This window comes from Methylobacterium sp. D53M, from assembly GCF_053345625.1.
This window is the reverse complement of sequence record NZ_JBKFAL010000002.1, coordinates 360,865-383,515: the sequence shown is the minus strand read 5'-3', so window position 1 is coordinate 383,515 and position 22,651 is coordinate 360,865. Positions and strand designations below refer to the sequence as shown.

Annotated in this window: 21 protein-coding genes and 1 tRNA gene; 13 read left to right on the top strand and 9 right to left on the bottom strand. The window is 71.9% G+C overall.

The window, feature by feature from the left end:
* Window positions 1-6 precede the first annotated feature (6 nt).
* Window positions 7-708, bottom strand: coding sequence for an orotate phosphoribosyltransferase (locus ACLBYG_RS06090; RefSeq protein ID WP_447680888.1), 702 nt, complete (start codon window positions 706-708; stop codon window positions 7-9).
* A gap of 143 nt (window positions 709-851) precedes the next feature.
* Window positions 852-1,301 (bottom strand): type II 3-dehydroquinate dehydratase, encoded by a 450-nt coding sequence (aroQ, locus tag ACLBYG_RS06085; RefSeq protein WP_447680887.1) that lies wholly within the window; start codon window positions 1,299-1,301, stop codon window positions 852-854.
* 175 nt (window positions 1,302-1,476) lie between these two features.
* On the opposite strand from aroQ, the gene ACLBYG_RS06080 reads away from it, so the two are divergent.
* The 3 genes from ACLBYG_RS06080 (at window position 1,477) to ACLBYG_RS06070 (ending at window position 3,062) form a co-directional block, all read left to right on the top strand.
* Entirely contained in the window at window positions 1,477-2,319 is an 843-nt protein-coding gene (locus tag ACLBYG_RS06080) for a BKACE family enzyme (RefSeq protein WP_331299386.1), read from the top strand.
* A 49-nt stretch (window positions 2,320-2,368) separates the two neighbouring features.
* A complete protein-coding gene (locus tag ACLBYG_RS06075) occupies window positions 2,369-2,890 on the top strand; it encodes a hypothetical protein (protein ID WP_447680886.1) in 522 nt (173 codons plus the stop codon).
* A gap of 98 nt (window positions 2,891-2,988) precedes the next feature.
* Window positions 2,989-3,062, top strand: a tRNA-Gly gene (locus ACLBYG_RS06070).
* A 44-nt stretch (window positions 3,063-3,106) separates the two neighbouring features.
* Here ACLBYG_RS06070 and ACLBYG_RS06065 read toward each other — a convergent pair.
* The 3 genes from ACLBYG_RS06065 to ACLBYG_RS06055 all read right to left on the bottom strand — a co-directional run bounded on the left by ACLBYG_RS06065 (window position 3,107) and on the right by ACLBYG_RS06055 (window position 6,728).
* Window positions 3,107-3,859 (bottom strand): helix-turn-helix domain-containing protein, encoded by a 753-nt coding sequence (locus ACLBYG_RS06065; protein WP_091679297.1) that lies wholly within the window; start codon window positions 3,857-3,859, stop codon window positions 3,107-3,109.
* A gap of 92 nt (window positions 3,860-3,951) precedes the next feature.
* On the bottom strand, window positions 3,952-4,542 hold the full coding sequence (locus ACLBYG_RS06060) for a class GN sortase (RefSeq protein WP_447680885.1): 591 nt from the start codon (window positions 4,540-4,542) through the stop codon (window positions 3,952-3,954).
* The gene (locus ACLBYG_RS06055; protein WP_447680884.1) at window positions 4,539-6,728 is read right to left on the bottom strand and encodes a marine proteobacterial sortase target protein; all 2,190 of its coding nucleotides are present in this window, start codon (window positions 6,726-6,728) and stop codon (window positions 4,539-4,541) included. Before ACLBYG_RS06055 ends, ACLBYG_RS06060 begins: the two co-directional genes overlap by 4 nt.
* A gap of 250 nt (window positions 6,729-6,978) precedes the next feature.
* On the opposite strand from ACLBYG_RS06055, the gene ACLBYG_RS06050 reads away from it, so the two are divergent.
* From ACLBYG_RS06050 to ACLBYG_RS06020, 7 genes are all read left to right on the top strand, one after another.
* On the top strand, window positions 6,979-7,710 hold the full coding sequence (locus tag ACLBYG_RS06050; protein ID WP_447680883.1) for an NUDIX hydrolase: 732 nt from the start codon (window positions 6,979-6,981) through the stop codon (window positions 7,708-7,710).
* A 73-nt stretch (window positions 7,711-7,783) separates the two neighbouring features.
* Window positions 7,784-8,770, top strand: a complete 987-nt coding sequence (locus tag ACLBYG_RS06045; RefSeq protein ID WP_447680882.1) for an SPFH domain-containing protein — start codon at window positions 7,784-7,786, stop codon at window positions 8,768-8,770.
* Between the two features lie 11 nt (window positions 8,771-8,781).
* Complete coding sequence (locus ACLBYG_RS06040) at window positions 8,782-9,675, top strand: NAD(+)/NADH kinase (protein WP_043386741.1); 894 nt, start codon at window positions 8,782-8,784, stop codon at window positions 9,673-9,675.
* Between the two features lie 538 nt (window positions 9,676-10,213).
* Window positions 10,214-11,266: an ABC transporter substrate-binding protein gene (locus ACLBYG_RS06035; protein ID WP_234081987.1), complete on the top strand. Its 1,053-nt coding sequence runs from the start codon at window positions 10,214-10,216 to the stop codon at window positions 11,264-11,266.
* Between the two features lie 4 nt (window positions 11,267-11,270).
* Entirely contained in the window at window positions 11,271-12,197 is a 927-nt protein-coding gene (locus ACLBYG_RS06030; protein WP_447680881.1) for an ABC transporter permease, read from the top strand.
* A complete protein-coding gene (locus ACLBYG_RS06025; RefSeq protein WP_447680880.1) occupies window positions 12,187-12,993 on the top strand; it encodes an ABC transporter ATP-binding protein in 807 nt (268 codons plus the stop codon). Before ACLBYG_RS06030 ends, ACLBYG_RS06025 begins: the two co-directional genes overlap by 11 nt.
* 26 nt (window positions 12,994-13,019) lie before the next feature.
* Entirely contained in the window at window positions 13,020-14,561 is a 1,542-nt protein-coding gene (locus ACLBYG_RS06020) for an amidohydrolase family protein (protein ID WP_447680879.1), read from the top strand.
* Between the two features lie 22 nt (window positions 14,562-14,583).
* Here ACLBYG_RS06020 and gudD read toward each other — a convergent pair whose 3' ends face one another.
* The 3 genes from gudD to kdgD form a co-directional block, all read right to left on the bottom strand.
* A complete protein-coding gene (gudD, locus tag ACLBYG_RS06015; RefSeq protein ID WP_447680878.1) occupies window positions 14,584-15,933 on the bottom strand; it encodes a glucarate dehydratase in 1,350 nt (449 codons plus the stop codon).
* Between the two features lie 94 nt (window positions 15,934-16,027).
* Window positions 16,028-17,383: an MFS transporter gene (locus ACLBYG_RS06010; RefSeq protein WP_091926556.1), complete on the bottom strand. Its 1,356-nt coding sequence runs from the start codon at window positions 17,381-17,383 to the stop codon at window positions 16,028-16,030.
* A gap of 98 nt (window positions 17,384-17,481) precedes the next feature.
* A complete protein-coding gene (kdgD, locus tag ACLBYG_RS06005; protein WP_447680877.1) occupies window positions 17,482-18,396 on the bottom strand; it encodes a 5-dehydro-4-deoxyglucarate dehydratase in 915 nt (304 codons plus the stop codon).
* A gap of 107 nt (window positions 18,397-18,503) precedes the next feature.
* Between kdgD and ACLBYG_RS06000 the strand changes: the two genes are divergently transcribed.
* Both ACLBYG_RS06000 and ACLBYG_RS05995 read left to right on the top strand, forming a co-directional pair.
* Window positions 18,504-19,406, top strand: a complete 903-nt coding sequence (locus ACLBYG_RS06000) for a LysR family transcriptional regulator (protein ID WP_091926555.1) — start codon at window positions 18,504-18,506, stop codon at window positions 19,404-19,406.
* 110 nt (window positions 19,407-19,516) lie between these two features.
* Window positions 19,517-19,804: an MTH1187 family thiamine-binding protein gene (locus ACLBYG_RS05995; RefSeq protein WP_020090746.1), complete on the top strand. Its 288-nt coding sequence runs from the start codon at window positions 19,517-19,519 to the stop codon at window positions 19,802-19,804.
* Window positions 19,805-19,957: 153 nt separating this feature from the next.
* On the opposite strand, the gene ACLBYG_RS05990 is transcribed toward ACLBYG_RS05995, so the two are convergent.
* The gene (locus ACLBYG_RS05990) at window positions 19,958-20,131 is read right to left on the bottom strand and encodes a metallothionein (RefSeq protein WP_020090747.1); all 174 of its coding nucleotides are present in this window, start codon (window positions 20,129-20,131) and stop codon (window positions 19,958-19,960) included.
* Between the two features lie 156 nt (window positions 20,132-20,287).
* Here ACLBYG_RS05990 and ACLBYG_RS05985 point away from each other — a divergent pair, with 156 nt between their 5' ends.
* Window positions 20,288-22,606, top strand: coding sequence for an FdhF/YdeP family oxidoreductase (locus tag ACLBYG_RS05985; RefSeq protein WP_447680876.1), 2,319 nt, complete (start codon window positions 20,288-20,290; stop codon window positions 22,604-22,606).
* Window positions 22,607-22,651 lie beyond the last annotated feature (45 nt).

Sequence of the window (22,651 nt, the reverse complement as noted above, 5' to 3'; positions counted from 1 at the left end):
TGCCCCTCAGGCCTGGCCGAAGGCGGAGATGCCGCCGTGGGCCGCCGACCATTCCGCCGGCGCGTTGAGGAAGCGCTCGACCTCGGCCAGCGTCTTCGGGTCGAAGGTGCCCATCTCCTTGGCCACCGCCAGCACGTCCCACCACGTGGTGAGATAGTGGAGCTTGATACCGATCTCCTCCATCAGCGCGGCGCTGTCGGGGAAGATGTTGTAGTAGAACAGCACGAAGCAGTGATCGACCTGGGCGCCCGAATCGCGCAGGGCCTTGCAGAAATTGACCTTGCTGCGCCCGTCGGTGGCGAGGTCCTCGACGAGCAGCGTCCGGGCGCCCTCGACGATCTCACCCTCGATCTGGGCGTTGCGGCCGAACCCCTTGGGCTTCTTCCGGATGTACTGCATCGGCAGCATCATCCGGTCGGCGATCCAGGCCGCGAACGGGATGCCGGCGGTCTCGCCGCCGGCGATGTGGGTCAGCTTCTCGTAGCCGATCTCGCGGACGATGGTGGCGGTGGCGAAATCCATCAGCGTCGAGCGCAGGCGCGGGAACGAGATGATCTTCCGGCTGTCGGTGTAGACCGGGCTCGCCCAGCCCGAGGTGAACTTGAACGGCTCGTCCTTGTAGAAGAGCACCGCCTCGATCTCGAGGAACATCTTGGCCGCCTCGCGGGCGATCACTTTCCGGTCGAGGGGCAGGAAGGGGCTGGTCATGCGGCGTGCGCGCTCCGCTCGGGGCGTCCTCCGCCGGTCCGGATGACCGGTCCGGCCGGGAGAACGCGTTGAATAAGGGCCTGACCGCCCTCCTCCGCCCTGTCTCCGCCAGCGTCAACCCTGATCGCGGCGCTATCCGCGCCTCACGCAGGTCTGCCGGCCCGCAGATGCGCGAGGTGCCGGATCGCCAGCGCGTAGCCGTGCGTGCCGAATCCCGCCAGCACGGCCGTGGCCGCGAGCGAGATGTAGGAATGGTGGCGGAAGGCCTCGCGGCGGTGAACGTTCGAGATGTGGCACTCGATCACCGGCACCTCGCAGGTGTTCAGCGCGTCGTGGATGGCGACCGAGGTGTGGGTGTAGGCGCCCGCGTTGATGACGATGCCGGCCGAGCCGACGCGGTACTCGTGGATCGCGTCGATCAGCACGTGCTCGGCGTTGCTCTGGCGGAAATCGACCGCGAGGCCGAGGCCGGCGGCCGTCTCGCGGCACAGGGCCTCGACGTCGGCCAGCGTCTCGCGGCCGTAGATCTCCGGCTGGCGCTTGCCGAGCAGGTTCAGGTTCGGCCCGTTCAGGACCAGGACGGTGTCGTTCATCGTGTGCCTCGCGGGTCGAGAGGTGCGGCAAGCGCCCGCAAGACTCAAGTCCGGGCTGTCATCCGGTCGGAGATGTCCCGCACACGGAGCTGCCGCCCGCGCCGGGCGGTTCAGATCCGGATCCCGCGGCGCTATCCCGGTCGCGGAAGCCCGATGCGGCAGGGAGGACAGGCGAATGGCAGGATCCCGGAGCGACGCGCCCGTGGTGATCGCGGTGGCGATCACCGGCTCGGTGCCGCGCAAGACCGACAACCCGGCCGTTCCGGTCACCGTGCCCGAGCAGATCGAGTCGACGCAGCAGGCCTTCGAGGCCGGCGCCACGCTCTGCCACATCCACGTGCGCAACGACGACGAGTCGCCCTCCTCCGATCCGGACAGGTTCGCCGCCGTGCAGGAGGGGCTGCGCCGGCACTGCCCGGGGATGATCGTGCAGTTCTCGACGGGCGGGCGCGGGCGCGACCCGGCCGCCCGCGGCCTCTCGCTCAAGCACCGGCCCGACATGGCTTCCCTGTCCACCGGCTCGGTGAACTTCCCGACGATCGTCTACGAGAATTCCGCGAGCCTCGTGACCGACCTCGCCGGCCAGATGAAGCAGTACGGCGTCCGTCCCGAGATCGAGATCTTCGACCTCTCGCACCTGCACGGCGCCAAGCGGCTGGTGGAGGCGGGCCTGATCGACGCGCGCCCGCACGTGCAGTTCGTCATGGGCGTCCAGAACGCGATGCCGGCCGAGGAGCACCTCCTCGACATCCTGCTCGCCGAGACCCGGCGGATCCTGCCGGAGGCGACCTGGACGGCGGCCGGGATCGGGCGCAACCAAGCGATCGTGATGGACTGGGCGCTCGCCCGCGGGGCGGACGCGGTCCGCACCGGCCTGGAGGACAACATCCGGGTGACGAAGGACCGCTTGGCGGCGAGCAACGCCGAGCTCGTCGGCCTCGCCGCCGAGGCGGTGGCGCGCCACGGCCGCCGCGTCGCCACGCCCGCGGAGGCCCGCGCCGCCCTGGGCCTGGGTTGAGCGCGCGCGGATGTTGCCGCGGTCGCGCGGTGGAGACGGCACCGGATCCATGCGCCTCACGACACGCACGCCGTCCCGACCGCGATCCCTGATCGTCGGCTGCGCCGCCGCGGCCTGCGCGTTCCTGGTCGTGTCCTCGGAGGCTCCCGGTCAGGCCGGACCGGGATCGGCGGAGGCGCTCGTGAACGGGATCCAGACCATTCGGCGCGGCGACACCGTCACGAAGGTCGACCGGACCGGCAAGGGTGCGGTGCTGTGCATGCGGGGCATCCTGCAGGCGATGCGCGCCGTCGGACAGGCGTGCCACGACGGCGCCGACCCGGACTTCCAGCAGGAATTGCGCGCCGCGCTCGCGCGCATCGATCGGTTCATCGCCGACAACGCCCCGGACAGGGCCGTCCCGTCGCGCGACGGGACGGCGGAACCGGAGCAGCGGCCCGGCGCGGTCTGCGGCCGCGACGCGGAGGCCATGTACGAGGCCCTGCGGACCGGCGGCGCCGCGGGCCTGCGCGCCCAGGTCGACGACCTGCTCTCGATCCCGCGCGAGCCGGTCATGAATCCGTGTCTGTGAGCCGACCGTCGCTGCCGGGAATGCGGGACGGCGCCCGCGCGGCAGCGATCCCGCCCCACCTTCTCACGGCCATCCCGGCGTGCTAACGATCCGCCCGCGCGGGTGTAGCTCAATGGTAGAGCAGCAGCCTTCCAAGCTGAATACCCGGGTTCGATTCCCGGTACCCGCTCCAAGCCCGCCGCGCGCCGCGCCTTCGGGCTCATCCGTCAGATCCCGTCAGGCGACGCCCGTGAAGAAGGTGGCGTAGCCGTCGTCGTTCACCCGGGCGAGATAGGCCCGGTACGGCGCGTAGCCCGGCTCCTCCGGCCCGATCCGCCCGTACCCGTGCGCGCCCGCCTGCTCGGGCAGCAGCGCCAGGGGCGCCGCGGCCGGAGTCAGCTGCGTGCCGCGCCCGGCGTGGAGCGTCGTCAGGACCCCGTACATCTCGCCCTGGATGTTGGGGCGGCACAGCACCGCGAGGCGGTGCTGTCCGTGCCAGTTGGTCACGAGGTAGATCATGCCCGACTGGCTCGGCACGGCGACGCTGCCGGACTGCGCGAAGGGGGCGTCGAGCCGCTCGGCCTCGCGGAACACGAGGCGGGCCGCGTCCGCGTCCCAGGCGATCTCGGTGCGGTAGGCGAAGATCGCGCCCGCCGACCCGAACGAGGGCCGCAGGGTGAGGTAGCGTCCCTCGATCCAGGCGACGCTCTCCCGCGAGTAGGAGCCGAGCTCGTCGGGCGCGTGACGGGCCGCCTCCGGGGCCGGGCGCGCCGTCTCCTGGCGCAGGGACTGGCCCAAGGCTTCCTCCAGGCGGATCGTCGTCGCCAGGGTGAAGGGCCTGCGGCCGGCGAGCGCCTTCTCCAGGGTCGAGATGCTGATCCGGGCCTCCTCGGCCAGCGTCTGCCGCGAGATGCGCCGGCGGGCCAGCGCCTCGCGCACGGTCTGGGCAATGGCGCGGCTCTGCGCCTCGGACAGTTCGATCTCGCTCACAGGCACGGCTCGCACGGGCTTGACCCGCACAGATCCGCACGAAACCGCACATTCGCGCAAGCGCGGCCAAGCTGTCCGTCCACGCCGAGCCGTCAGGAACGCTCCGGCTCCGGGGCCAGCTCGGTCTCGATGATAAGCCTGAGCGGACCGGCCTGCAGCGCCTCCAGGGGCCAGCAGGTGACGAGGTCGAGATGCCGCCCCGGGGCCTGCGGGTCGATGCCCGAGGCGTCCCAGCGGGCCACCCGCGTGCCGGTGACGCGGAAGCGCAGGGTCCGGCCGTCGCGGCCGGTCACCGTGACGGGATCGCCGGGCCCGAGCTGTCCCAGCACCGCGAACTGCGTGTCGCGGTGGGCGGCGATGACCGCGGTGCCGGGCGCGCCGGCCTCCGGGGTGCCGTCCAGGTGGCCGGGGCCGAAGGCCAGGGCCTGGCCGCTCCCGCCCCGCAGCACCACGAAGCTGCGGCCCGCGACGGTGAGCCGAGCGACCGGCTCGGTGTCGGCCCAGGGCCAGGGCCGGGCGGGCCGACCCTCGGCCAGGGTGCGGGCGAAGGCGCGCTCCAGCAGCAGCTGGGCCAGGGCGGCCTTGGCGGGGATCCAGGCGGCCTGCGCCGCGAGCCCGAGCCCCGCGAGGGTGAGGAGGGCCGCGAGGGCCCTCCCCAGTCCGGTCACCGTGCGCCGGCTCATCGCGCGTCCCCGGTCCGCCGGCCGCCGATCGTCAGGCCGGTGCCGAGCAGGAGACCCAGCAGGGCGAGGAGCAGGCCCAGGCCGAGTTGCGCCACGATGCCGGCCCCGGTCCGCGGCAGGTCGACCGCCGCGCCCTCGGCCCGGATCGGCACGATCCGCGCTGCCCCGTCGTCGGCGGGCGTGGCGCCCGGCCGGTCCGTGCTGAACACCTTGGCGAAGTCCCAGCCCGCCGGCAGGTTCAGCGGCAGGTCGGCGGCGACGAGGGGCGTGCCGGGCGCGCGGCGCGGCGTGGCGTCGACGGCCACGAGGCTGGTCAGCCGCGTCGTCAGGCCGTGCTCCAGGGCCAGCGCCAGGATGGCGGCGTCGGCCGCGTCCGCACCGAGGCGCCCCGTGATGCGCGCCGTCTCGGTCTCGCCGATCCGGGACCGCGCCCAGACCTTGGAGATGCCGGCGCCCGCACCCGCCTCGGCGAGGGGGAGCGTCCGGGTCCATGTCCGGCCGCCCACCCGGCCCGAGACGGTCACGGTCCCGCGGGCCGCTTCCTCGGCCGCTCCCGGCAGAAGCGCGGCGAAGACCAGCGGCTCGCCGCGATACAGGTCGGGCAGCGCACCCGGCGTGACCTCGACGCCCGGGACCGAGAAGGTCGCGGTCAGGTCGGTGACGGCGGGGGATTCCAGCTTCTCGTAGAGCGCGCGGGTCCGCTCGCCGACCTGCGCGAGGTCGCGGATCTCGGTGAAGCTGCCGCGTCCGATCTCGGCGGCGTGGCGCATCAGGTGGCCGTTGGGCGCCGAGCCGATGCCGACCATGAACAGGCGCGTGCGCCCGAGATTGGCGTGGATCGCCGCGAAGATCCGCTCCTCGTCGCCGACGGCGCCGTCGGTGAGGAACACGACCTGCCGGACGCGCCCGTCCTCGGGGTGCGGGTCGGCGAGGGCCGCCTTGAGCGGCGCCAGCATCTCGGTGCCGCCGCGGGCTTCCAGAGCGGCGACGAAGGCCTGGGCCTGCGCCAGGGCCTCCGGCGTCGCCGGGACGGGCGCGGGATGCAGCGCGTCCCAGGTGTCGTCGAAGCGGATGACGTTGAAGCGGTCCGACGGGGTCAGGCGGGCGAGACCGGCGAGCAGCCCGGCCTTGGCCTGCCGCATCGAGGCGCCCGACATCGAGCCGGAATTGTCGATGACGAAGGTGACGTCGCGCGCCGGCCGGGCGGCCGCGTCGGTCTCGATCGCCGGCGGGCTCACGGCGGCCAGCAGGTAGGTCCGGCCCGCCACGGTCTCGCGGAACAGGCCGAGGCCGGGCATCCGGCTCGGGACCGGCGCCCAGGTCAGCTCGAGGTCGCGGTCGGCCGGGACGACGCCGTCGGCGAGCGTGACCGTTCGCGCCTCCGGGCCGGTCTCGGTCACGCGGATCGCGTGGGTCGCGCTGCGGACGTCACCGACGGGGAAGCCCGCCTGCAGCCGCACGGTGACGGCGACCGGATTGGTCGGCGACGACAGGGCCGGGTCGAGCACCGGCGGGCTGATCCGGGCGCGATCCGGAACCGGGTCGCGGGCCTCTCCGGCCACGCCGTCGAGGGAGACCGCGTCCACCGGGGCGAGGGCGGGATTGTAGCGGGGCGCGACCACCAGGGGCAGGCGCAGCGTCCGCGTCTCGCCCGAGACGGGGATCGTCTGCTGATAAGTGATCTGGACCACCACCGTCTCGCCGGGGCCGATATTGGCGACCGCGTTGGTGAAGACGTTGGGCCGCTCCTGCGCGGTCAGCGCCGCCGACTGCCCGGCCGCCTTCGCGGCCTCGTAGGCGCGCTTGGCCGCCGCCCGCTCGCGGATGTCGGCGACGATCACGCGGGAGCCGACGACGAGCTTCATCCCGTCGACGGCCGCGTCCTCCGGCAGGGGGTACAGGTATGTGCCCTCGACCCAGTCCGCCGTGACGTTGCGGAAGGCCTGGGTGACGGTGGCCCGGGCGGTCGGGCCGCTGACGTCGACGCTGATGTCGGTCGCCAGTTGGACGGCCTCGACCGGCGCGGTGCCGGCCGGCCCGCGCAGCGTGAGGCCACCCCGGTCTCGGGCCGGCGCCGCGTGGGCCGAGGCCAGCATGATGAGCAGCGCCAGCAGCGCGAGGAAGAGCGGTGACAGCGCGGCGTTGCGGGGGGGCTCGACCGCGGATCGTGGAGCGAAGAACGGCATCGGGGAAACCTCCTGCGCCGGCGGATCGATGCCGGCTCGCCGCTGAAGCTCCCGCGCCGGCCCCTCCGTCGCCACGAGAAGCTTCGCCCTTTTCCAGGCTCGGACCGCACCGGCCGGCCGTGCCCGGGCGGATCTGTGCGGAGCCGGTGCGGAGCTGTGCGTCCCGCGGCGCTTCCCGGCGAATCCGCTCTCCGCTTGACATATGCGCAATCTGCATCTTAGTTATGCTCAACTTGAGCAGAACAGGCCGATGACCGAGTCCGAGTTCCTGGCAGGCTACGATCCTGCGGCCTACGAGCGGCCCGCCCTGGCGGTCGATCTCGTCTTGCTGGGGATCCGGGCGGGCCGGCTCGCCGCCCTCCTGCTGCGGCGGGGCCAGCAGCCGCAGGCGGGCCTCTGGGCCCTGCCGGGCGGGTTCGTGGGCATCGCCGAGACCCTCGACGCCGCCGCGGAGCGCGTCCTGCGCGACAAGGCCGGCATCGGGCGGGCGCGGCTCGAGCAGCTCTACACCTTCGGTGCCGTTGATCGGGATCCGCGGATGCGGATCGTCTCGGTGGCCTACCTGGCGCTTTTGCCGGGGGCGGCCTTCGCCGAGGCCCTGGCGGGCGGTGCCGGGCTCGCCGCGGCAGCGCTGGTCGTGCCCTGGGCGGGCGAGGCCGGCGGCCCGGTCTCGGCCGAGGCGGAGGACGGCGCCCCCCTCGCCCTCGCCTTCGACCACGCCGACATCCTCGCGCTCGCCGTGAAGCGGCTGCGCGGCAAGCTCGACTACACGGATGTCGGCTTCGCGCTGCTCCCGGAGCACTTCACCCTCCGACAGCTCCAGGACGTGCACGCGGCGATCCGCGGCGCGCCCCTCAACAAATCCGCCTTCCGGCGCCGCATGCGCGACCGGGGCTGGATCGCGCCGACGGGCGCCCGCGAGGCCGGGACGGCGTTCCGCCCCGCCGAACTCTTCCGCTTCGACAGGTCAGGCCAGTTCTAAGCCTTTGTTTCAACGTGCTCTCTTGAGCCGAACCGGTATCCACTTCGGCGGAGAGCGCTTCGAGGAGCCCATCATGGCTACGGTCCGCAACATCGGTGTCATTGCCCAGCTTCGGAGCGAGGCGAGCAGCCACATCATCCGCTTCCGCAACGGCCGGGTCCGGCAGAGCGGGCGGGGTCTGGTCTTCTGGTTCCGGCCCGAGACCGCCAGTATCAGCGAGGTGCCGGTGGACGACCGCGAGATGACGCTCTTCGTCCGCGGCCGCAGCCGGGACTTCCAGACCGTCGTGGTCCAGGGGACGATCGGCTGGCACGTCGTCGATCCGGAGCTGCTGGCGAGCCGCGTCGACTTCTCGATCGACCTCCGAACCGGGCGCCTGCAGGGCGAGCCGATCGAGCGGATCGAGGCGCGCCTCGGCGGCATCGCCAGCCAGGCGGCGCTCCAGTATCTCGGGGCGAGCCCGATCGGCGCCCTCCTCGACGCGGGTCCGGAGCCGCTGCGCGCCGTGCTGGAACGGGTGCTGTCCGACGCCCCGGCGCTGGCCGAGATCGGCGTCGCGGCGGTGTCGGTGCGGCTCACCAACCTCGCGCCGACCAGCGAGCTGGAGCGCGCCCTGCAGACGCCGACCTTCGAGGCCCTGCAGCAGAAGGCCGACGAGGCGACCTTCGCCCGGCGCGCCCTCGCGGTCGAGAAGGAGCGCGCCATCGCGGAGAACGAGCTCGCGACCAAGACCGAGCTGGCCCGGCGCGAGACCGTGCTGATCGCGCAGGAAGCCGAGAACGCCCGCGACCGCGCCGCCGGCGTCGCGGAGGCGCGGGGCCTGGAGGCGGCCGCGGAGGCCGAGCGGATCCGGCTCGTCGAGGGCGCCCGGGCCGAGGCGGAGCAGCGCCGCGCCGCCGTCTACCGGGACATGCCGCCCGCCGTCCTGCTCGGGCTGGCGGCCCGGGAACTCGCCGGCAAGCTGGAGACGATCGAGCACGTCAACGTCACGCCCGACCTGCTGGCGGCCGTCCTCGGCGAGTTCCGGGGCGCGCTGTCCCCGCGGCTCGCGCCGCGCTGAGGAGGTCCGCCGTGCCGGCCATCACCCCCCGCGTGGTCTTCGTCATCCGCGACACGGACTACGAGTTGCTCATCGCCCGGCACGCGACCCGCGGCCAGGTCCGGTTCTTCCTGGAGAGCCGGGGCCAGACGCTCGCCGAGGTCGAGGCGCGCCACGCGCAGTTCCAGGCTGTGCTCGCCGAGGCCCGGTCAGCCGTGCCGCTGGACTGGCGGCAAGCCCTGGTGCGGCGCCCCGACCTCGACCGCTTCCTGTTCGCCCCCGAGGACGTGGTCGTGGCCGTGGGGCAGGACGGGCTCGTGGCCAACGTCGCCAAGTACCTCGACGGGCAGCCGGTGGTCGGCGTCAACCCGGCGCCCGACCTCTACGACGGCGTGCTGGCCCGGGCGCGGGTCGAGGCCCTGCGCGCCCTGCTGCCCGCCAGCGCGGCCGGCGCCGCCCCCCTCCAGCGGCGCACCATGGTGCAGGCGACCTTCGACGGCGGCGAGCGGCTGCTCGCCCTGAACGAGATCTTCGTCGGCCATCGCAGCCACCAATCGGCGCGCTACCGCATCGACGACGGGGCGCGGGCGGAGGACCACTCGTCGAGCGGGCTGATCGTGGCGTCGGGCACCGGCCTGACCGGCTGGGCGCGCTCGATCAGCGAGGCGACGCACCTCACCGTGGAGGTCGGCATCGAGGAGGCGGCCTTCGGCTACTGGGTGCGCGAGCCGTTCCCGAGCGTCGCCACCGGCACCGACCTCCGCGGCGGCAAGTTCGCCGGATCGCCCCTCACCGTGGTGTCGCGGATGAACGAGGGCGGCGTGGTGTTCTCGGACGGGATCGAGCAGGATTTCGTGGCCTTCGACTGGGGGCGGCGGGTGAGCCTCGCCCCGGCCGACCGCACCTTCAACCTCGTGGCCGCGTAGCGCGGCGCCGACCGGGCGCCCGACGACCGCCTGTGCGCGAGGCTCGGGATGCTGCCCGAGGCCTCGCTCCGCGCGTTCTTCGTCCGCGTGGGACCGGCATTGACCGAAGTGCCAGGCTGAACACGCCGGCGGCAGACAGCCGCTTTCGCGGGCGTCGAACCGGTCGATGCGACACCTCCGTCATCACGAGCGCAGCGAAGTGACCCAGGGCAGCGCGACGTCCGGAGGCCTGGCGCGGCTGGATTGCTTCGCTCCGCTCGCAAGGACGGGACGGTACAGGTCTCCGACAGTGCCGACGGGCGAGGCGCGCCGCCAACACCGCAGATTCTCGCGTCTGGCACGCTTCTTGGTTCATCGTCACCAGCGCAGCGTCGCCCCGGCGGCGGCTAGAGGTTGGCGTGCCGTCGATGTGGTGAGGTGCCGGGCGACCGGATCTCCGCGACTGCCTTGAGCCTGTCCCGAGCTCCGATCCCTCCGTTTCAGCACCGGCACGCGCCGTCCGGCGGATCGCGCGATCCGCCCTCTGAGGAGAGTCGATATGTGCGACCGTCACGGCGATTATCGCGTCCCGGATCTCACGCGGTTCAAGCCCAGCCGCAGGCGCTTCCTCGGCGGGACCGCCGCCGCGCTGACCCTGGCGGTGGGCCCGGGCCTGACTGGCCCGGCCGCGGCGGCCACCGGCATCCGCGCGACCCACGGCACCGGCTTCTGCAACCTCAACTTCTTCCTGGCCGAGGCGATGCAGCTCGCCAAGGATGACGGGCTGACGATCGACTTCGTCAACACGCCGACCTTCTCGGATCAGGTCACCTTCCTCGGCATGGGCCAGGTCGATGCCGGCGTGATGCCCTACACGAGCTTCATGGCCCTCTACGACGCGGGCGCCCCGGTGAAGATCGTGGCCGGCGGCGGCATCGAGGGCTGCGTGCTGGTCGCCCAGCCGGGCCTCGACAGCCCGGAGAAGCTCAAGGGCAAGACGCTCGGCACCTTCCAGCTCGATACGCTGGAGGTGCTGCCCTACGACTGGCTGAAGAAGAACGGCGTCGCCTTCAAGGACATCACGGTCCGTTACATGGGCTCGACCCCGGAGGCCGTGGAGGCGTTCCGCGCCGGGGCGCTGGACATCATCTCGACGATCGAGCCCTACGGCACGGCCCTGCTCACCGACGTGAAGGGCGCGGTGAAGCTCTCCGACGGGACCGACATCTACGGCAAGGGCTACACCGACTGCGTGCTGGCGGTCCGCAACGAGCTGATCGCCAAGAACCCGGCCGCCGTGAAGGCCCTGATCAAGGGCATGATGAAGGCCCAGGCGCTGGCAGAGGGCGACCCCCAGGCCGCCCTGAACAAGCTCGTCGGCTCCTACTACAAGACCTCGATGAGCAACGCCCAGCTCGCCATGGGCCGGCAGCCCTCGGTGGTGGACGCCCGCAACCAGACGCAGTTCATCCTCGACCGGACCGATTCCGTGGCCGAGATGGGCTACATCAAGAAGAAGCCCGGCCGCGACGCGATCGACTGGACCCTGCTGGAGCAGGTCATCGCCGAGAACCCGGACCTCTATGGCAAGCTCAAGCTGAAGTCGGCCTGAGCGGATGGCCGTCGATCTCGCCCGCGCCGCCGTCCCGCACGTCCGGCCGCGCCTCCCGTTCGGCCAGCGCCTCGCGCTGCCCGACGGGCTCGTCCCGCTCCTGCAGCGGACCGGCTGGATGCTGGTCTCGGTCGGCTGCTTCGCCGGTCTCTGGGAGCTGCTCTGGGCGCTCGGCATCGCCGACGCCAAGCTCCTGCCGCCGCCGCACATCTTCCTCGGCAACCTCGCCGAGCAGGCGCGCTTCTTCAACACCGCGCAGCGCTGGCAGATCGGCACCGGGATGAATACCGGCCCGAGCCCCGCCATGGCGGTGCTGATCACGGTGCTCGCCTCTACCGGCCGCGTGCTGGCGGGCCTCGCCCTGGCGGCCTCCCTGTCGATCCTGGTCGGCGTCGGGATCCGCTACTTCAAGCTGTTCGAGCGTCTGACCCTGCCGACCATCACGCTCCTGGCGCCGGTCTCGCCGATCGCGTGGCTGCCGGTAGCGATCTTCATGTTCGGGATCGGCAACGCCCCGGCGATCTTCATGGTGTTCATCGCCCTGTTCTTCACGATGGTGCTCTCGACCATCCAGCAGATCGACGGGGTCAACCGGAACTACATCAACGTCGCCCGGACCATGGGGGCGACGAAGCGCCAGATCTACGCCGGGGTGATCGTGCCGGCGATCCTGCCGGGCCTGCTCGCGGTGCTGCGCCTCAACCTGTTCGGCGCCTGGATGGTGGTGCTCGTCGCCGAGGCGACGGGCGTCGGCTACGGGCTCGGGCAGGTGATCATGCTGGCGCGCAACACCTTCAACCCGTCGCTGGTGTTCTTCACCATCACGCTGATCGGCCTGCTCGGCTTCGCCTTCGACCTGCTGTTCCGGCTGGTCCAGCGGCGGCTGCTGTACTGGCTGCCGCGCGACACGGGGGCCTCCCTTGGTCTCTGATCCCCGCTCCGACGATGCTGTCTCGTGCCGCGGCGTCGCCAAGGTCTGGGCGGCCGGCACCGCCCGCGCCCACGAGGCGCTGCGCGACATCGACCTAACCGTGCGGCCCGGCGAGTTCGTGGTGTTCCTCGGCCCCTCGGGCTGCGGGAAGAGCACGCTGCTCTACCTGATCGCCGGGCTCGAACCCGCCTCCGGGGGCGAACTCCTGGCCTTCGGCGAACCCGTCACCGGTCCGTCGCCGGAGCGCAGCCTGATCTTCCAGGAGACCTCGCTGCTGCCCTGGCTCAGCGTCTGGCAGAACGTCAGCTTCGGCCTGTCGCTGAAGGGCGTGCCGGAGGCCGAGCGCCGGAGCGTCGCCCGGGCGGCGCTCCAGCGCGTCGGCCTCGCCGAGGCCTTCGACAAGCGGCCGGACGAGCTGTCCGGCGGCATGCGCCAGCGCGTGGCGGTGGCGCGGGCGCTGGCCATGCGCCCGAAGGTGCTGCTGATGGACGAGCCCTTCGCGGCGCTCGACGTCCAGACCCGCCAGAAGATGCAGGACTTCCTGCTCGACGTCTGGCGCGACAGCGGCGCCTCGGTGCTGTTCGTGACCCACCACATCGACGAGGCGGTGGCGCTCGCCGACCGGGTGGTGGTGTTCACCGCCCGCCCCGGGCGGATCAAGACGATCGTCCGCAACGACCTCGCCCGCCCGCGCGACCCGTTCTCGCCCGAGGCGGAGACCTTGCGGCGGCACCTCACCGAGCTCCTGCGCGACGAGGTCGACCGGGCCTTCGCCGAGCAGGAAGCGCTCGTCTGATCCCCTCCCCCAACACGGACACGACCATGGCCACATCGCTGATCCGCAGCCGGCGGATGATCACCCGTACCCTCGACCACGATCGCTGGGAGGAGATCGCCGACGGCGCGGTTCTTCAGAAGGACGGCGTCATCGCCGCGGTCGGCACCTACGCGGACCTGCACGCCCGCTACCCCGACGCACCCGTGATTGGCTCCGGCCGCGAGATCCTGCTGCCGGGCTTCGTCAACGGCCACCATCATGTCGGCCTGACGCCGGTGCAGCTCGGCTCCCCCGACATGCCCCTGGAGCTGTGGTTCGTCACCCGCATGGTGGCACGCAACCTGAACCTCTACCTCGACACCCTGTACTCGGCCTTCGAGATGGTCGGCTCCGGGATCACCACGGTCCAGCACATCCACGGCTGGATGCCCGGCAGCCTGGAGGAGGTCGAGGCGCGCTCCAACGAGGTGCTGCGCGCCTATCGCGACATCGGCATGCGGGTCTCGTACTGCTTCGCGGTCCGCGACCAGAACCGCCTCGTCTACCAGGCCGACATGGACTTCGTGGCGAGCCTGCCGGCGCCGCTGCAGGACCCGATGAAGCGCTGGTTCGAGCGCTTCCAGATGTCCCTGGAGGACAATTTCTCGCTCTTCCGCAGCCTGCATGCCGGTCAGGAGGGCGCGTCGCGGGCGAAGGTCCAGCTCGCGCCCGCCAACCTGCACTGGTGCTCGGACGCGGCCCTCGAGGGCTTGGCCGGCCTGTCCGAATCCTACGACGTGCCGATGCACATGCACCTCGTCGAGACCGCCTACCAGAAGGCCTACGCGGAGAAGCGCGGCGGCGGGACCGCGGTCGAGTATCTCGACCGGTTCGGCATGCTGGGGCCCCGCCTGACGCTCGGCCACGGGGTCTGGCTCAACGAGTCCGACATCGACCGGGTGGCGGCGACCGGCACCTGCATCTGCCACAACTGTTCCTCGAACTTCCGGCTGCGCTCCGGCGTGGCGGCGCTTAACCGGTTCGAGGCGAAGGGGATCAACACGGCGATCGGCCTCGACGAGGCGGGCATCAACGACGACCGCGACATGCTGCAGGAGATGCGCCTCGTGCTGCGCGCCCACCGGGTGCCCGGCATGGACGAGGCCGACGTGCCGAGCATGGCGCAGGTGCTGCGCATGGCGACCGTCGGAGGCGCCCGCACCACCCCCTACGGCGACAGCCTCGGCACGATCGAGGTCGGCAAGGGCGCCGACATGGTCCTGATCGACTGGGACCAGATCGCCTACCCGTATCTCGACCCGGAGACGCCGCTCCTCGACGCGGTGATCCAGCGGGCCAAGACCGGCGGCGTCACCGCGGTTCTGTGCGAGGGTGAGGTGCTCTACGCGGACGGCCGCTTCACCCGGGTCGACCGCGACGCCGCCCTGAAGGCGCTCCACGACGACCTGTCGCGGGCGCTCTCGGATGACGAGGTCGAGCGGCGCCAGCTGTCGAAGGCGCTGCTCCCCCACGCGCGGCGCTTCTACGCCGACTACATCGACCCGTCGCGGCACGAGCCGTTCTACCGCCCGAGCTCGCGCGTCTGACGGCGCGGGCCCGGGCCGGGCCTCAGCGGACCAGGCAGGGCTTCTTGTTGTCGAAGGTCCAGCCGGGGATCAGGAACTGCATGGCGGCCGCGTCGTCGCGGGCGCCGAGGCCGTGGTCGCGGTAGAGGGCGTGGGCCTCCTCCACCGCCGACATGTCGAGCTCGATGCCGAGGCCCGGCCGCTCCGGCACCCGCACGAGGCCGCCGCGGATCGCCAGCGGCTCCCTGGTCAGGCGCTCGCCGTCCTGCCAGATCCAGTGGGTGTCGATCGCCGTGACGTTGCCGGGCGCCGCCGCGGCCACGTGGGTGAACATGGCGAGCGACACGTCGAAGTGGTTGTTCGAGTGCGAGCCCCAGGTCAGGCCGTGGTCGCGGCACAGCTGGGCCACCCGGACCGAGCCGGCGAGCGTCCAGAAATGCGGGTCGGCCAGCGGGATGTCGACGGCGCCGAGCTGGATCGCGTGGTTCATCTGGCGCCAGTCGGTGGCGATCATGTTGGTGGCGGTGGGCAGGCCGGTGGCGCGGCGGAACTCGGCCATGATCTCGCGGCCCGAGAAGCCGCCCTCGGCGCCGCAGGGGTCCTCAGCGTAGGCGAGGACGTGGCCCTGGCCCTTGCAAAGGCGGATCGCCTCCGCGAGGGACCACGCGCCGTTCGGGTCGAGCGTCACGCGGGCCTTGGGGAAGCGCTCGTGGATCGCGGTGACGGCGGCGATCTCCTCCTCGCCGCGCAGGACGCCGCCCTTCAGCTTGAAGTCGTTGAAGCCGTACTGGTCGTAGGCGCCCTCGGCGAGCCGGGCCACGGCCTCGGGGGTCAGCGCCTCCTCGTCGCGCAGGCGGAACCAGCCGTCGCGGGCCGTCGGCGCCCGGTAGCCGAGATCCGTGCGGGTGCGGTCGCCGACGTAGAACAGGTAGCCGAGCATCTCGACGGCGTCGCGCTGCTGGCCCTCGCCCAGGAGCGCGGCCACCGGCACGTCGAGGTACTGGCCGAGCAGGTCGAGGAAGGCGGATTCGACGGCCGTGACCGCGTGGATGGTGATGCGCAGGTCGAAGGTCTGCAGGCCGCGCCCGCCGACGTCGCGGTCGGCGAAGCGCGTGCGCATGGCGTTGAGCACCGCGTTCCAGGCGCCGAGCGGCTGCCCGACGACGAGGTCCCGGGCATCCTCCAGGGTCTTGCGGATGCCCTCGCCGCCGGGGACCTCGCCGAGGCCGGTGGCGCCGGTGGAGTCGGTCAGGATCACGAGGTTGCGGGTGAAGTACGGGCCGTGCGCGCCCGAGAGGTTGAGCAGCATGCTGTCGTGGCCGGCCACCGGCACGACCTTCATGGCGGTCACGGTCGGCGTGTGGCAGGCGGCGTGGCGACTGTCGTTCAGCATGGCGTCCTCCTCGGGGGCCCCCGGCCGGTCTGCGCCGGGCGCGAGGCGGGATCGTTGCGGGGCCGGACCGGCCGGGGCCGGTCCGGCGTGCGGGTCAGTGGGCCTTGAGCTCGACGCGGCGGATCTCGCCGACCACCACGAGGTAGCAGAAGCAGGCGACGAGGGCGTTCAGGCCGACGAAGACCAGGGCGCCGTTGAACGATCCCGTGCTCTGGACGATGTAGCCGATCGCGATCGGCGTGGTGATGCCGGCGGTGTTGCCGAAGGTGTTGAACAGGCCGCCCGAGAGGCCGCCGCTCTCCCGGGGCGAGGTGTCGGCGACGACCGCCCAGCCGAGCGCGCCGATGCCCTTGCCGAAGAAGGCGAGCGCCATCAGGCCGACCACCAGGGCGTCCGCCTGGACGTAGTTGCAGCCGATGATGCTCATCGACAGCAGCATGCCGCCGACGATCGGGATCTTGCGGGCCGCCGTCAGCGAGAAGCCGCGGCGCAGGAGCATGTCGGAGATCACGCCCCCGAGGATGCCGCCGATGAAACCGCAGAGCGCCGGCAGCACCGCCGCGAAGCCGGCCTGCAGGATCGACAGGCCGCGCTCCTTGACGAGGTAGACCGGGAACCACGTCAGGAAGAAGTAGGTCAGCACGGTGATGCAGTACTGGCCGATATAGATGCCGAGCAGCATCCGGTTGGCGAGCAGCTGGCGCAGCGTCCGGCCGGCATCGCCCTGCTTGCTCCGGCTCTGGCCGTCCATGTCGAGCAGGGCGCCGCCGGCCTCGATGTAGTCCCGCTCCGCCTGGTTCATCGACGGGTGGTTCTTCGGGCTGTCGACCACGCGCAGCCAGAGGACCGCGAAAGCGATGCCGAGCAGGCCCATGCTGGTGAAGACGTGGTGCCAGCCGAAATTGTGGACGATCCACGCCATCAGCGGCGTGAACAGCACCGTGGCGAAGTACTGCGCCGAGTTGAAGAACGCCGAGGCCATGCCGCGCTCGCGGGTCGGGAACCACGCGGCGACGATCCGGGCGTTGGCGGGGAAGACCGGCGCCTCGGTGAGGCCGACGGCGAGCCGCAGGGCGAAGAGCAGCACCACGGCGGTCAGGCCGGTGAAGAAGCCGACGGCGCCCTGGACCAGCGTGAAGGCCGACCAGAGGGCGACGGCGGCAGCGTAGACCCACTTGACACTGTAGCGGTCGAGGAGCCAGCCGCCCGGGATCTGGGCGAGGACGTAGGACCACGCGAAGGCCGAGAAGACGTAGCCCATCTGGACCGGCGAGAGGCCGAGTTCCTTGGCCATGTCGGGGCCGGCAATCGAGATGGTCGCGCGGTCGGCGTAGTTGATGGTGGTCGCGGCGAACAGCATCGCGACGATCAGCAGGCGGACGCGGGTGCGGCGACCCGCGTCGGCGGCGGCGAGCAGGGTGCTCGGCGCGCCGGTCGAACTGGCACTCATGGACGTTCTCCCTGGCTCTCTGCCGCCCGGTTGATCCAGGAAGCGGGTCGTGGCCGCCGTTGGCTCGGCGGGTCTGTCTTGGGTGTCGAGGCGGGGGCTCAGCGGCGGTCGCCGATCAGGGCCGTCAGCTCGGCGCGCTCGGCCGCGTCGAGTTCGGTCAGCGGCGGCCGGACCGGGCCGGCGTGGCGGCCGACGGCGCTCATGCCCGCCTTGACGATCGAGACCGCGTAGCCGCGCTTGCGGTTGCGGATCGCGATGTAGGGGAGGACGAAGTCGCGCAGCTCCCGGTAGACCGCGTCGCGGTCCCGGCGGCGGACGCTGTCATAAAAGGACAGCGCCCATTCGGGCAGGAAGTTGAAGATCGCCGAGGAGTAGGTGGTGACGCCCATCTCCAGGTACGGCAGCGCGAAGGTCTCGGCGGTGGGCAGGCCGCCGACATAGGTCAGGCGGTCGCCCAGAGCGGCGTAGACCCGGGTCATCAGCTCGACGTCGCCGACGCCGTCCTTGAAGCCGACGAGATTCGGGCAGCGCTCGCACAGGCCGGCGAGCGTCTGCTCGTTGAGCTGGGCGTTGGCGCGATTGTAGACGATGACCCCGAGGGAGGTCGCCCGGCAGACCGCCTCGATATGGGCGGCGAGACCGGCCTGCTCGGAGCCGACGAGGTAGGGCGGCAGCAGCAGGATCCCGTCCGCGCCGGCGGCCTCGGCGGCCCGGGCCATCTCGACCGCCAGGGCGGTACCCTGGCCGGCGGGGGCGATGACCGGGGTCCGGCCGTGGGTCTCCTCGACGGCGGCGCGCAGGACGCGGTCGATCTCGGCGGGCGTCAGCGAGAAGAACTCGCCGGTGCCGCCGGCGGCGAACAGGCCCGACACCCTGTAGTCGGCCAGCCGCCCGAGATTGTCCCGGTAGGCGGTCTCGTCGAAGCTGAGATCGTCGCGGAAATGCGTGACCGGGAAGGACAGCAGGCCGGAGCCCAGCACGCGCGCCATCTCGGCCGGGGTCATGCTCGCCATCGATTCTCTCCCTGGAACGCACCGTTCGGTGTCGCGTCCGGGGTTAGGCGCCGGCGTTAAATGCGTCCAACGTTGATTTTGGCTGGATTATCCCGGATCCTGCATCAATGTTCGATCTCGGCCATGCCCGCAGCTTCGTCGCCGTCGCCGAGGAGATGCATTTCGGCCGGGCCGCGGCCCGGCTGCACCTGACCCAGTCGCCCCTGTCGCGGCAGATCCAGATGCTGGAGCAGACGCTGGGCGTGACGCTGCTGGAGCGGACCACCCGGGCGGTGCGCCTGACCCCGGCGGGCCGCACCTTCCTGGCCGAGGCCTACCGGGTGCTGGCGGCGGCCGAGAACGCCGCGCGCATTACGCGCCGCGCCGCGCGGGGCGAGAGCGGGGTGCTGCGCCTCAGCTTCACCGCCGCTTCGGCCTACCGGACGCTGCCGCAGGTCGTCGCCCATGTCCGCCGGACGCTGCCCGAGGTCGACCTCGTGCTGGAGGAGATGGTCTCGGACGAGCAGATCCTGGCGCTGGGCGAGAACCGCACCGATCTCGCGATCCTGCGGCCGGCCCCAGTCCTGCAGGATCCGAAATCCGCGATCGCCACAGCGCCGCTGGCGCGCGAGCGGCTCCTGCTCGCGGTCCCGCGCGGGCACCGCCTCGCGGCGGCGCGCGCCCCGACCCTGCGGGACCTCGACGGCGAGGCCTTCGTGACGTGGTCACCCCGGGGCGGGCGCTACTTCATCGACCTGCTCGACCGGCTGTTCGAGGCGGGGGGCGTGCAGCCGCGGATCGTGCAGCGGGTGAACCAGGTCCACGCGATGCTGGCCCTCGTCGGCGCCGGCATCGGCGTCGCGCTGGTGCCGGGCAGCGCCCGGGGCAACAGCATGGCCGACATCCGGCTCCGGCCCATCGCCCTGCCGGCCACGACCGGGCCGGAGCTGTGGCTCGCGTGGCGCAGCGACAACGCCAATCCCTGCCTGCCCTCGGTGCGGGCGGCGGCGCTGGAGACCGGCGAGGCGTGACCGCCGGCGCCGGCCTGGAAAGTCGGTGCGGCCGGCGATAGGCTGCGCGCTCGCCCCGCTTCCGGTCGCGCAGCCGGCCGGGGCCGCCCCTCCCGGATCAGGCAGGCACCATGAGAGTTTCGGCCGACCTCTGCATCGTGCCGATGGGCGTCGGCCCGTCGGTCTCGCCCTACGTCCGCGAGCTCAAGGGGATCATCGAGTCGAGCGGGCTCACCGCCACGATGCATCCCAACGGCACGAACATCGAGGGCGAGCTGTCGGAGATCTGCGCGCTGGCGGAGCGGTGCGAGGCGAGGCTCGCCGAGCTCGGCGTCCAGCGGACCTTCTTCACGCTGATCTTCTCGACGCGCCGCGACAAGGACCAGTCGATGGCCGACAAGCTCGCCGCGGTCTCCTGACCGCGACCGCCGCGGCGCGTCATCCCGGGGTCGTTCTCCGAACCCGCGCCGAATGAGGTGCAGGTCCCCGCTCGTGCGGGAGAGGGGGCGCGTCGCGGCTGGCTCGACCGGTGACGCGTCCTCCGGACCGTCGCGACGCGACCGGGAAAAGCCCTAGCCGTGGCAGGCGCAGCCGGCGTGCTCGCAGCCGGCGTGATCCTTGTGGCCGTTCGCGCAGTCGTCGCAGCAATAGGCCTTGCCGTCCCGCGACACGGCCTTGGCGACCGGGATCACGCAGACGCAGTCCTGGCAGGCGCACTTCACCATCTCGACGTCGACGCTGGCCATGATTTCCTCCTCCGGCGGGACAGTCCGCATGTTGACGTTAGAGCCGCTGCGGCGGAGAGGAAACCCTTCTCCGGGCGCGGTGACGCGCCCGTGATCCCATTCGCCCGCTCGCGCGTTCCCCCGGTCCGGTGCTCGCTGCGCCGGGTGGAGGGCGCCATGGCCGATCAGAACACCGACGACGTCCGGATCGAGCCCTATGACGGGCCTGCGGGCGGCTGGGGCTCGGCCCGCTCCCTCGTCGAGATCCTGACCCGCGAGGGCGTACCGGTCACCGGGTCGGCGATGCTGCTCAAGCAGAACAAGCCGGACGGCTACATGTGCACCTCCTGCGCCTGGGCGAAGCCCGCCAAGCCGCTGGCGTTCGAGTATTGCGAGAACGGCGCCAAGGCGACCGCCTGGGAGCAGACGCGCCGCCGCGCGACGCCGGACTTCTTCGCCGCGCACACGGTGACGGAGCTCCTCGGCTGGAGCGACTACGCCCTGGAGGAGCAGGGCCGCCTGACCCACCCGATGCGCTACGACCCGGCGACGGATCGCTACCGGCCCGTCGCCTGGGCGGAGGCTCTGGCCGAGATCGGCCGGGAGTTGAAGGACCTGCACGCGCAGGACCCGCGATCGGTGGTGTTCTACGCCTCGGGCCGGGCGTCGCTCGAGACGAGCTACATGTGGGCCCTGCTCGCGCGCCTCTACGGCAACAACAACCTGCCGGACTCCTCCAACATGTGCCACGAGCCGACCTCGGTGGCGCTGCCGCAGTCGATCGGCGCGCCGGTCGGCACGGTGCTGCTGGAGGATTTCGAGACCACAGACCTGATCTTCTTCTTCGGCCAGAACGTCGGGTCAAACTCGCCGCGGATGCTGCACCCGCTCCAGGAGGCGCGGCGCCGGGGCGCGCAGATCATCACCTTCAACCCGCTGCGCGAGCGCGGGCTGGAGCGCTTCACCGACCCGCAATCGCCGGTCGAGATGCTCACCCGCTCGTCCACGAAGATCTCGACGCAGTACCATCAGGTGAAGGCCGGCGGCGACCTCGCGGCGCTCACCGGGCTGTGCAAGGCGCTGATCGCCCTCGACCGGGCCGCGGAGGCCGCCGGCCGGCCGCGGGTGCTCGACCACGCCTTCATCGCCGAGCACACCCACGGCTTCGAGACCTTCGTCGCCTTCTGTAACGGTCAGGACTGGGCCGCGCTGGAGCGGCGTTCCGGCCTCACCCGGGCTGCCCTGGAGGCCGCCGCCGGAGTCTACGCCCGCGCGAAGGCGGTGATCGGCATCTACGGGATGGGCCTGACCCAGCACCGCAAGGGCACCGAGACCGTCCGGATGCTCGTGAACCTGCTGCTGCTGCGCGGCAATATCGGGAAGCCCGGAGCCGGGATCTGCCCGGTGCGGGGCCACTCGAACGTGCAGGGCCAGCGCACCGTCGGCATCACCGAGAAGCCGGAGCTGGCGCCGCTGGACAAACTGCGGGAACTCTACGGCTTCGAGCCGCCGCGGGAGAAGGGCCTCAACACCGTCGAGACCTGCGAGGGCGTCCTCGACGGGCGTGTGAAGGCGTTCATCGGGCTCGGCGGCAACTTCCTGCGGGCCGTGCCCGACACCGCCCGGATGGAACCGGCCTGGCGGCGGCAGCGGTTCACCGTGCAGATCTCGACCAAGCTCAACCGCTCGCACCTCGTGAACGGCGCCGTCGCTTACATCCTGCCCTGCCTCGGGCGGATCGAGATCGACCGGCAGGCGAGCGGCCCGCAGGCCGTGTCGATGGAGAGCTCCACCGCCCAGTTCCACGGCTCGCGGGGCGTGGCCGACCCGGTCGGGCCGCACCTGCGCTCCGAGCCCTGGATCGTGGCGGAGATCGCCAAGGCGACCCTGCCGCCCAATCCCCGCATCGACTGGGATGCTTGGGTCGCCGACTACGCCCGGGTTCGCGACGCGATCGAGGCGACCTACCCGAGCGTATTCCACGACCTGAACGGCCGCATGTTCCACCCGGGCGGTCTGCTGAAGCCGCTGGGCGCCCGCGACCGCAAGTGGGAGACCGACACCGGCAGGGCGAATTTCGCGGTCCCCGAGGGCCTGGAGGCCGATCCAGACCTGCCCGACCGGGGTCCGGAGGTGCTCGACCTCATCACGCTGCGCTCGAACGACCAGTTCAACACCACGGTCTACGGCTACGACGACCGCTTCCGAGGGGTGAAGGGCACCCGGGACGTGCTGTTCATGAACCGCCGGGACATCGCGCGGCTGGGGCTGAGGGACGGGATCAGCGTCGACGTGGCGACCGAGGCGGACGACCAGGTGACGCGGCGCGTCGGCGGGCTGCGGGTGATCGCCTACGACATCCCCGAGGGCAACTGCGCCGGATACTACCCGGAGTTGAACGTCCTGCTGCCGCTCTGGCACTACGACGAGCAGTCCAAGACTCCCGCCGCCAAGGCGATCACCGTGCGGGTGACGGCCGCGACCGCCGCACCCTGAGTGGAGCGTCTGGCGTCCGGTCGCGCCTTCCGGCAAGGAACGACC

What these genes read in the sequence shown, in the direction of transcription:
- ACLBYG_RS06090 (WP_447680888.1), bottom strand. Translation starts at nt 708, where the DNA reads ATGACCAGCCCCTTCCTGCCCCTCGACCGGAAAGTGATCGCCCGCGAG.
- aroQ (WP_447680887.1), bottom strand. Translation starts at nt 1,301, where the DNA reads ATGAACGACACCGTCCTGGTCCTGAACGGGCCGAACCTGAACCTGCTC.
- ACLBYG_RS06080 (WP_331299386.1), top strand. Translation starts at nt 1,477, where the DNA reads ATGGCAGGATCCCGGAGCGACGCGCCCGTGGTGATCGCGGTGGCGATC.
- ACLBYG_RS06075 (WP_447680886.1), top strand. Translation starts at nt 2,369, where the DNA reads ATGCGCCTCACGACACGCACGCCGTCCCGACCGCGATCCCTGATCGTC.
- ACLBYG_RS06060 (WP_447680885.1), bottom strand. Translation starts at nt 4,542, where the DNA reads ATGAGCCGGCGCACGGTGACCGGACTGGGGAGGGCCCTCGCGGCCCTC.
- ACLBYG_RS06055 (WP_447680884.1), bottom strand. Translation starts at nt 6,728, where the DNA reads ATGCCGTTCTTCGCTCCACGATCCGCGGTCGAGCCCCCCCGCAACGCC.
- ACLBYG_RS06050 (WP_447680883.1), top strand. Translation starts at nt 6,979, where the DNA reads ATGACCGAGTCCGAGTTCCTGGCAGGCTACGATCCTGCGGCCTACGAG.
- ACLBYG_RS06045 (WP_447680882.1), top strand. Translation starts at nt 7,784, where the DNA reads ATGGCTACGGTCCGCAACATCGGTGTCATTGCCCAGCTTCGGAGCGAG.
- ACLBYG_RS06035 (WP_234081987.1), top strand. Translation starts at nt 10,214, where the DNA reads ATGTGCGACCGTCACGGCGATTATCGCGTCCCGGATCTCACGCGGTTC.
- ACLBYG_RS06030 (WP_447680881.1), top strand. Translation starts at nt 11,271, where the DNA reads ATGGCCGTCGATCTCGCCCGCGCCGCCGTCCCGCACGTCCGGCCGCGC.
- ACLBYG_RS06020 (WP_447680879.1), top strand. Translation starts at nt 13,020, where the DNA reads ATGGCCACATCGCTGATCCGCAGCCGGCGGATGATCACCCGTACCCTC.
- gudD (WP_447680878.1), bottom strand. Translation starts at nt 15,933, where the DNA reads ATGCTGAACGACAGTCGCCACGCCGCCTGCCACACGCCGACCGTGACC.
- ACLBYG_RS06010 (WP_091926556.1), bottom strand. Translation starts at nt 17,383, where the DNA reads ATGAGTGCCAGTTCGACCGGCGCGCCGAGCACCCTGCTCGCCGCCGCC.
- kdgD (WP_447680877.1), bottom strand. Translation starts at nt 18,396, where the DNA reads ATGGCGAGCATGACCCCGGCCGAGATGGCGCGCGTGCTGGGCTCCGGC.
- ACLBYG_RS06000 (WP_091926555.1), top strand. Translation starts at nt 18,504, where the DNA reads ATGTTCGATCTCGGCCATGCCCGCAGCTTCGTCGCCGTCGCCGAGGAG.
- ACLBYG_RS05995 (WP_020090746.1), top strand. Translation starts at nt 19,517, where the DNA reads ATGAGAGTTTCGGCCGACCTCTGCATCGTGCCGATGGGCGTCGGCCCG.
- ACLBYG_RS05990 (WP_020090747.1), bottom strand. Translation starts at nt 20,131, where the DNA reads ATGGCCAGCGTCGACGTCGAGATGGTGAAGTGCGCCTGCCAGGACTGC.
- ACLBYG_RS05985 (WP_447680876.1), top strand. Translation starts at nt 20,288, where the DNA reads ATGGCCGATCAGAACACCGACGACGTCCGGATCGAGCCCTATGACGGG.